General features: G+C 68.4%; 13 protein-coding genes. All 13 read left to right on the top strand.

What is annotated here, in order from left to right:
• Nucleotides 1-587: RusA family crossover junction endodeoxyribonuclease (locus QM582_RS10230; RefSeq protein ID WP_415084098.1), on the top strand; the 587-nt coding region annotated here is incomplete at its 5' end.
• A gap of 72 nt (nucleotides 588-659) precedes the next feature.
• On the top strand, nucleotides 660-869 hold the full coding sequence (locus QM582_RS10225) for a hypothetical protein (RefSeq protein WP_415084096.1): 210 nt from the start codon (nucleotides 660-662) through the stop codon (nucleotides 867-869).
• A gap of 97 nt (nucleotides 870-966) precedes the next feature.
• The gene (locus QM582_RS10220) at nucleotides 967-1,239 is read left to right on the top strand and encodes a hypothetical protein (protein ID WP_415084094.1); all 273 of its coding nucleotides are present in this window, start codon (nucleotides 967-969) and stop codon (nucleotides 1,237-1,239) included.
• Nucleotides 1,236-1,628 (top strand): HIT domain-containing protein, encoded by a 393-nt coding sequence (locus QM582_RS10215; RefSeq protein WP_415084092.1) that lies wholly within the window; start codon nucleotides 1,236-1,238, stop codon nucleotides 1,626-1,628. The genes QM582_RS10220 and QM582_RS10215 overlap by 4 nt, the downstream gene beginning before the upstream one ends.
• Nucleotides 1,625-2,041 (top strand): hypothetical protein, encoded by a 417-nt coding sequence (locus QM582_RS10210; protein WP_415084091.1) that lies wholly within the window; start codon nucleotides 1,625-1,627, stop codon nucleotides 2,039-2,041. The genes QM582_RS10215 and QM582_RS10210 overlap by 4 nt, the downstream gene beginning before the upstream one ends.
• Nucleotides 2,041-2,205: a hypothetical protein gene (locus QM582_RS10205; RefSeq protein ID WP_415084090.1), complete on the top strand. Its 165-nt coding sequence runs from the start codon at nucleotides 2,041-2,043 to the stop codon at nucleotides 2,203-2,205. The genes QM582_RS10210 and QM582_RS10205 overlap by 1 nt, the downstream gene beginning before the upstream one ends.
• Before the next feature lie 2 nt (nucleotides 2,206-2,207).
• Nucleotides 2,208-2,618 (top strand): hypothetical protein, encoded by a 411-nt coding sequence (locus QM582_RS10200; protein WP_415084088.1) that lies wholly within the window; start codon nucleotides 2,208-2,210, stop codon nucleotides 2,616-2,618.
• Nucleotides 2,618-2,926: a hypothetical protein gene (locus QM582_RS10195; RefSeq protein ID WP_415084086.1), complete on the top strand. Its 309-nt coding sequence runs from the start codon at nucleotides 2,618-2,620 to the stop codon at nucleotides 2,924-2,926. The genes QM582_RS10200 and QM582_RS10195 overlap by 1 nt, the downstream gene beginning before the upstream one ends.
• 166 nt (nucleotides 2,927-3,092) lie before the next feature.
• Nucleotides 3,093-3,284 carry a hypothetical protein gene (locus tag QM582_RS10190; protein WP_415084085.1) on the top strand — a complete coding sequence of 64 codons (192 nt, stop codon included), beginning with the start codon at nucleotides 3,093-3,095 and terminating at the stop codon, nucleotides 3,282-3,284.
• Between the two features lie 5 nt (nucleotides 3,285-3,289).
• The gene (locus QM582_RS10185) at nucleotides 3,290-3,529 is read left to right on the top strand and encodes a hypothetical protein (protein WP_415084083.1); all 240 of its coding nucleotides are present in this window, start codon (nucleotides 3,290-3,292) and stop codon (nucleotides 3,527-3,529) included.
• A 135-nt stretch (nucleotides 3,530-3,664) separates the two neighbouring features.
• Nucleotides 3,665-4,129 (top strand): hypothetical protein, encoded by a 465-nt coding sequence (locus QM582_RS10180; RefSeq protein WP_415084081.1) that lies wholly within the window; start codon nucleotides 3,665-3,667, stop codon nucleotides 4,127-4,129.
• Nucleotides 4,119-5,678, top strand: coding sequence for a terminase large subunit domain-containing protein (locus QM582_RS10175; RefSeq protein ID WP_415084079.1), 1,560 nt, complete (start codon nucleotides 4,119-4,121; stop codon nucleotides 5,676-5,678). Before QM582_RS10180 ends, QM582_RS10175 begins: the two co-directional genes overlap by 11 nt.
• Before the next feature lie 4 nt (nucleotides 5,679-5,682).
• A complete protein-coding gene (locus tag QM582_RS10170; protein WP_415084078.1) occupies nucleotides 5,683-5,814 on the top strand; it encodes a hypothetical protein in 132 nt (43 codons plus the stop codon).
• Nucleotides 5,815-5,938: the final 124 nt, after the last annotated feature.

The following is a 5,938-nucleotide window of genomic DNA, read 5'->3' as shown; positions in this document are numbered from 1 at the left end:
CCCGACCCGAACGGACCCCGATGACACCGAACACACACCAGCCGAACCGAAATTCCGGAAGCCCGTCCGACCCCCTGGCGTCCACAGAGACGAACAAACAGCAGCCCGTCGAGGGTCAGTGCCCGAAAGGCAGTCACCGCCCTCAGGGGACGACCCCGCTGCGGGTTCCTGTGACGAAACGATTCGCGTTCGTCGAAGGCCGCCCAGCACCCCAAGGCAGCCACGCGTACCGCGGCCACCGCGGCGGCAAACCGATCCTCACCGAGTCGTCGAAGTACGTCGCACCCTGGCGGGAAACCATCAAGCTCGCCGCCGCACGGCACGGCGGGATGCTCCCCGCCGGCCCTGTCGCCGTCGAACTCGACTTCCTGCTCCCGAGACCGCAACGCTGCCCGCGCCCGACACCGCCCGCGATCAAGCGAGTGGGGGACCTCGACAAGCTCGTACGCGCCGTCCTCGATGCCATCACCGGCGTGTGGATCGCCGACGACGCGCACGTCACCCGGCTAGCGGCCACGAAGCGCACCGCCGAACCCGACGAAACACCAGGCTGCGCGATCAATGTGCACACCCTCGAACGCCCCTAGTCGCGAACCGACCAGCCGGGGTGCAACCACACCGGTACCCTGGCTGACACGCCACCCCGAAGGAGAACCACCGTGACCCACATCCCCGACGACCTCTCGTCCATGCCGCCCACCACCGGTGACCTCGACGACACCCAGCGCGCCACCCTCGAAGCAGTTGGAGCCATCGCCTCGAAGTCGCCGCCATCCTCGATGGAAAACGCCGCCGGGATCCGCCGCAACCAGGGCGAACTGAACATGCACGCCCACCAGATCCTCGCCAGCCGAGGTGACACCCAGTGATGGCCGAACCGAACACTGCGGCCACGATCTACGACCACAACTGGCAGCAGCTCGCGGCCGCACCCTGGCCCGAACTCGCCGGGGAGGTGAGTGCCCAGTGAATTACTTCTCGTCAGCCGCTGTCGACCCGTATCGGGTCTGCGGTACCACTCTCACCACCGACATCAACGGCTGCCGCGACGAACGCGGCCACCTGGTCGCGTACGTCCACCTCCGTGAGCATGGCGCCGCGTGGAAGACGCTCGGGGAGATCCACGCCCTGCACGCGCCGAACCCGGAGGGCATCGTCCCGTGGTGCCCGACCTGCCGATGCCCGGCACCGTGCGAGACACGCCGCCTCACCACCGCAGCCATGCCGGTGCAGCCATGAGCACGCCCGACTGCCCGTTCTGCGAGTACGCCGCCCACCAGGTGCACCCCGGCGACGCGTACAGCGTCGCCGTCGATGTGGACGGCCGCACCGTCACGTTCGACCGCGCCCGACCAGTCATGTGGTTCGAGCCGCTCAACCCCGTGACACCCGGCCACATGCTGTTCGTGCCCACCGAGCACGCCGCGCACGGCGCCGACGTGCTCGCTTCCGCAGCCTGGCGGTCCGCCTACCTGTACGCGACCACCGGCGACCAGTACGGCACGGACTTCAACCTGATCGTGAACGCCGGCCCCTCGGCGACCCAGACTCTCGAGCACCTGCACATCCACTACGTGCCTCGCCGCGACGGCGACGGCCTCGCACTGCCCTGGACGGTGCAGCCATGACCGCCGTCTACGTCGTGCTGGCCGCCATCACGGGAGTCGCCGCATGGGGGTGGTGCTGGGCCACCTGCATACGCCTCGCCGACCTCGTCGGCCGCCAGTACGACACCGACCGCAGGATCCGCCGCCGATTCGTCGGCGCCTGCGCAGGCGTCGCCGGCCCCATCGTCCTGCTCTACCTCACCGGCTGGTGGCTGGTCGACGGCACCAGCAGCGGCCGCATCGCCCGGTACATGCACCCCGTCGACACCCGCCGGGACCAGCACCGGAAACGTGCCGAGCAACTCAAGCGCGAAGCGGATCACATCCGCGAACTCCACGAACTCAGCACCGACCCCGCCGAACGGAAGCTCCTCAAGTCCGTGTTCAACAGCCTCCGCGACCAGGCCCTCGACGAAGCCCGGAAGGCCAGCTGATGTTCACGCTCCGCGACGACGAAGACGTCCTCGACCCCGAGAGTTTCCGCACCCTCGGCGAGGCCGTCGCCCGCACCCGCTACCCGCTGTGGGCCGGACGCCCCTGGACGCTGTACGGCCCCAACGGCCGCCCCGCCTACTCCCACCGCTACCCGAAGGACTGACCATGCCGAAGAAGACTCACGACAGCACCACCATCACCGGGAAGCCGCGCGCATTCGAGACGCAAGAGCTGCGGGCCGGGCACCTCGACGACGCCCAGCTGGCACGCGCCGAAGCCCTCGACCGCGCCCGCCAAGCCACCAAGCAGACCGGCGGGTTCGGAGCCGCGGCCGCCGAGCCCTACGGCCTGATCGACGTAGCCACGTGGATCCTCGACGGCCAAGATCCGCTGAGCGACGAACCGGCCGGACCGAAGACGTTCGCCGAGACCGTCGGAGACGTGGCCCGCGACGTCGCGCAGGACTTGGCCGACCAGCTCGGCATCAACGACGACCAGCGTGCGACGCCGTACGTCGCTGTCGTCGACCCCGAACGCCGCGCACGCATGATGGGCGCCGACGCGGACCGCGGCTGATGACCAGCCACCGTCGGCATCGCCGCACCCGGCCGCGACCCGTCCTGTCGGTCCTCAACTACCGGAGTTGTGTCGGGCTGCTGCCCGACAGGCCGTACGTGTTCGGCGACGGCCGCGGCCTGTTCCAGCAGGTGCCGTACACGTTCGGAGGCTTCGGCGGGGACGTGTTCGACTGCTCCGGCTGGATGCTCGAGCACACCCGGTACGTCGCCGCCCGCGACGCCTGGCGACGCCAGCACCCGCACCGCAAATGGCGGGCCAACCGCCGGGCCGCCGGCTTCACCCGTACCGGCCGACGCCGCCGATGACCACGCCCACCGGCCGGTTGCCGTGCCCGCACTGCGGGAGCGTCAAGACCGCTGTGCAGCCCACCCACATCGAAACGAACGGCCGCCATGTCGGCACCGAACCCGCACGCTGGTGCCTCGACTGCGGCGGCATCGTCACCCAACCGAAACGACTCAGGACCCGACCATGAGATCCCTGACCGCGTGGCTCGCCGACCAAGCCCGCGAACTCCTCACCCGCACCATGTTCCCGCCCCGCTGCCACTGCGGCGGGATCGCCGACCGCTACGGCCTCTGCACACCCTGCCGACACCGCGCGCACCACGCGTGCTGGTGCTCGATCCGCCCCGGCCTCGCCGACGACATCAACCAGGAATAGACCCCATGGCCCTGCACTTCGACCTCAAGGTCAACGCCGACACGATCGGCCACTTCTACGCCCGCCGACGCTCAGGCAGCAACCTCCCCGACAGCCTCAACACCTACGACGTCGAACTCCTCACCCGGGCCGACAACGGCACACCCTCCACCCTGTGGGCCGGGCCCGTCATGCACCGATACGGCGACGGCGCATGGACCCTCATCGCCAAAGCGCTGACCGCGGCAGGCCACACCGATGCCTGACTGCCCACCCAACACCCGCTGCGACCACTGCCCCCACGACTGGCGACTCCACCACCACCTCGACGGCTGCCTCGTCCTCCGCTGCAACTGCTGGCGCACACCACCCACCAGCCTCGACACCTAGAATCCAAGAGCATGGGAGACATGCACAAGAACCCGCGACGACTCGCCGAGAAAGCACTCTCTCACGCCGCATGGCTCGACGAATACATCAACGGCTCCACCATGGCCGCCATCGCCGACCGCCACGACGTCGCCAAATCCACCGTCCACGAAGCAATCCACCGACGCCTCCAAGAAGCCCGCGACCGCCGCAACGACCTCGGCGACCTCCTCCTCGAACTGCAGATCAGCCGCTACACCGACCTCTACCGACGCTGCATCGACGAACTCGACTCCGCCGACGACGGCCGCGAAGTCGGCAAAGCGCAACTCATCGCCTCGGCCCGCAGCATTCTCGACTCCCTCACCAAAGTCCTCGGCTACGACAAGGGCACCACCATCACCGTCACCGGCGAATCCGCCATCGACCGCGACATCCGCGACCTCACCACCAAGATGGCCCTGCAGCTCGACCAGATCGAAGCCCGTGACCACTGACGCCCTCGCCCGCATCCGTCTACGCCGCGAAGCGACCGAAACACTGCTGCGCGCCGGCCAATACGACGGCATCGGGCCCGCGCACATGGCCGCCCAGTTCGATCGCCGCTACGTCATCGGCCCGCACACCGAACTGATGAACGCCGCCCTCGCCCGACTACTGATCGAACCCGGCGGATCACTGATGATCTTCACCCCGCCGCGCATCGGCAAATCAGCTCTCGCATCACAGTGGTTCCCGAAGTGGTGGCTCACCATGGACCCGCACGCGCGCGTCGTCGGATCCGCATACGCTGAACGCCTCGCCATGCGACACGCCCTCGCCGTCCGCGGATTCTTCACCGACTACGGCGCCCAGTACGGTCTCACCCTGTCCCGGGAGCAGGCCGCCAAATCCGATTGGAACCTCACCACCGGCGGCGGCATGATCGCCCGCGGCATCGGCGGAGGACTCACCGGCGAAGACATGCACCTCGGCATCATCGACGACCCCGTCAAGGACCGCGCAGCAGCCGAATCAGTCACCATCCGCGACGGCGCATGGGACTGGTACTCCTCGACGTTCCTGTCTCGCGTCGAACCCAAGACCTGCCGACTGGTCGTCATGACTCGCTGGCACCAGGATGATCTCGCCGGCCGCATCCTCGAATCGGAAGGCCGCATCGAGGAAGGCGGCGTGTGGCGTGTCGTTCACCTGCCCGCGCTCGCGCTCCCAGAGAACCCGGAGCGGCACATCTACGCTGATCCGCTCGGCCGGGCACCGGGGGAGCCGCTGACTCATCCGAAGATCGCTCCGGACGACGTCGACGGTGCGCGGGCGCACTGGGAGCGTGCGCGCCGCCAGTCGACGGCAAGAGACTGGAACGCCCTGTACATGGGTGTCCCGTACGACGCTGAGGGTTCCCTGCTCGACGATGCGCAGGTGCGTGCCGCGACCGCGCCGGCACCTGCATCGTTCAAGCGGATCGCTGTCGGTGTGGACCCTGCTGGTGGTGCGTCTCGCGACACCGTCGGCATCGTCGCCGTCGGCCTCGACGGCGAGCGTCACGCGTGGTTCCTCGATGACCGCACCGCGAGACTGTCGGCGGCGGACTGGCCGCGCACCGTGTGTCTGGTCGCGCATGAGCTGGACGCGGACCGCATCGTGGTGGAGAAGAACTTCGGCGGCGACATGGGCAAGCAGTTGATCGCCCAAGCGTGGGAGCTCCTCGTCCGCGAAGGCGCGGTGTCGGGGTTGTGCCCGCTGGTCGTCGAAGTCGTCGCCCGACGCTCCAAAGTGCTGCGCGCCGAACCCGTCGCCCAAGCGATCATCACTGGCCGCGTCAAGTTCGCCGCCGGCGCGGACCTCAAGCAGTTGAAGACGGAGTTCACGATGTGGGAGCCCGGATCGACGTGGTCACCGGGCGCGTTGGATGCCGGCGTGCACGCTGTGACCGACTTGCTGCCCGCATCACCACGGGGCGGGGAGTTCGTGAATCCGGCGCGGCGTCGGCGCGGTGAGAGTGCGTCGGGTGGTTTGGCGGGGCGTCGCCGTGGGTCCACCATTTGACCGCATGAGCGAGGGTGCAGTGCTACTGTCACCCTTGTTGCTGGGAGTCGACGCCACCGACCCCGGAACCTCGATCCGAAGGAGAAGCGCTATGCCCAACCCCACCCTCAACCTCGCCGAGCAGGTGGTGATCTGAACCACCCCAGGTTTTCTGCCGCTCCTTATGCGGGCTGCAGCTCGGGGTTGAGGGCAGCGTAGTGACTCTGTTCGAACTCGGTTGGCGGGACCAGACCGATGCTCGTGTGGAGCCTGCTCTGGTT

This window comes from Micropruina sp. (assembly GCF_047607385.1).
In the GTDB taxonomy this organism is placed as follows: Bacteria; Actinomycetota; Actinomycetes; order Propionibacteriales; family Propionibacteriaceae; genus Micropruina.
The sequence above is the reverse complement of the archived record's forward strand: the minus strand, read 5'-3'. Positions and strand labels throughout refer to the sequence as shown.

Excerpts from the sequence above, each read along its gene's own strand:
- QM582_RS10215 (WP_415084092.1), top strand. The coding sequence starts at position 1,236 with ATGAGCACGCCCGACTGCCCGTTCTGCGAGTACGCCGCCCACCAGGTG.
- QM582_RS10210 (WP_415084091.1), top strand. The coding sequence starts at position 1,625 with ATGACCGCCGTCTACGTCGTGCTGGCCGCCATCACGGGAGTCGCCGCA.
- QM582_RS10205 (WP_415084090.1), top strand. The coding sequence starts at position 2,041 with ATGTTCACGCTCCGCGACGACGAAGACGTCCTCGACCCCGAGAGTTTC.
- QM582_RS10200 (WP_415084088.1), top strand. The coding sequence starts at position 2,208 with ATGCCGAAGAAGACTCACGACAGCACCACCATCACCGGGAAGCCGCGC.
- QM582_RS10195 (WP_415084086.1), top strand. The coding sequence starts at position 2,618 with ATGACCAGCCACCGTCGGCATCGCCGCACCCGGCCGCGACCCGTCCTG.
- QM582_RS10190 (WP_415084085.1), top strand. The coding sequence starts at position 3,093 with ATGAGATCCCTGACCGCGTGGCTCGCCGACCAAGCCCGCGAACTCCTC.
- QM582_RS10185 (WP_415084083.1), top strand. The coding sequence starts at position 3,290 with ATGGCCCTGCACTTCGACCTCAAGGTCAACGCCGACACGATCGGCCAC.
- QM582_RS10180 (WP_415084081.1), top strand. The coding sequence starts at position 3,665 with ATGGGAGACATGCACAAGAACCCGCGACGACTCGCCGAGAAAGCACTC.
- QM582_RS10170 (WP_415084078.1), top strand. The coding sequence starts at position 5,683 with ATGAGCGAGGGTGCAGTGCTACTGTCACCCTTGTTGCTGGGAGTCGAC.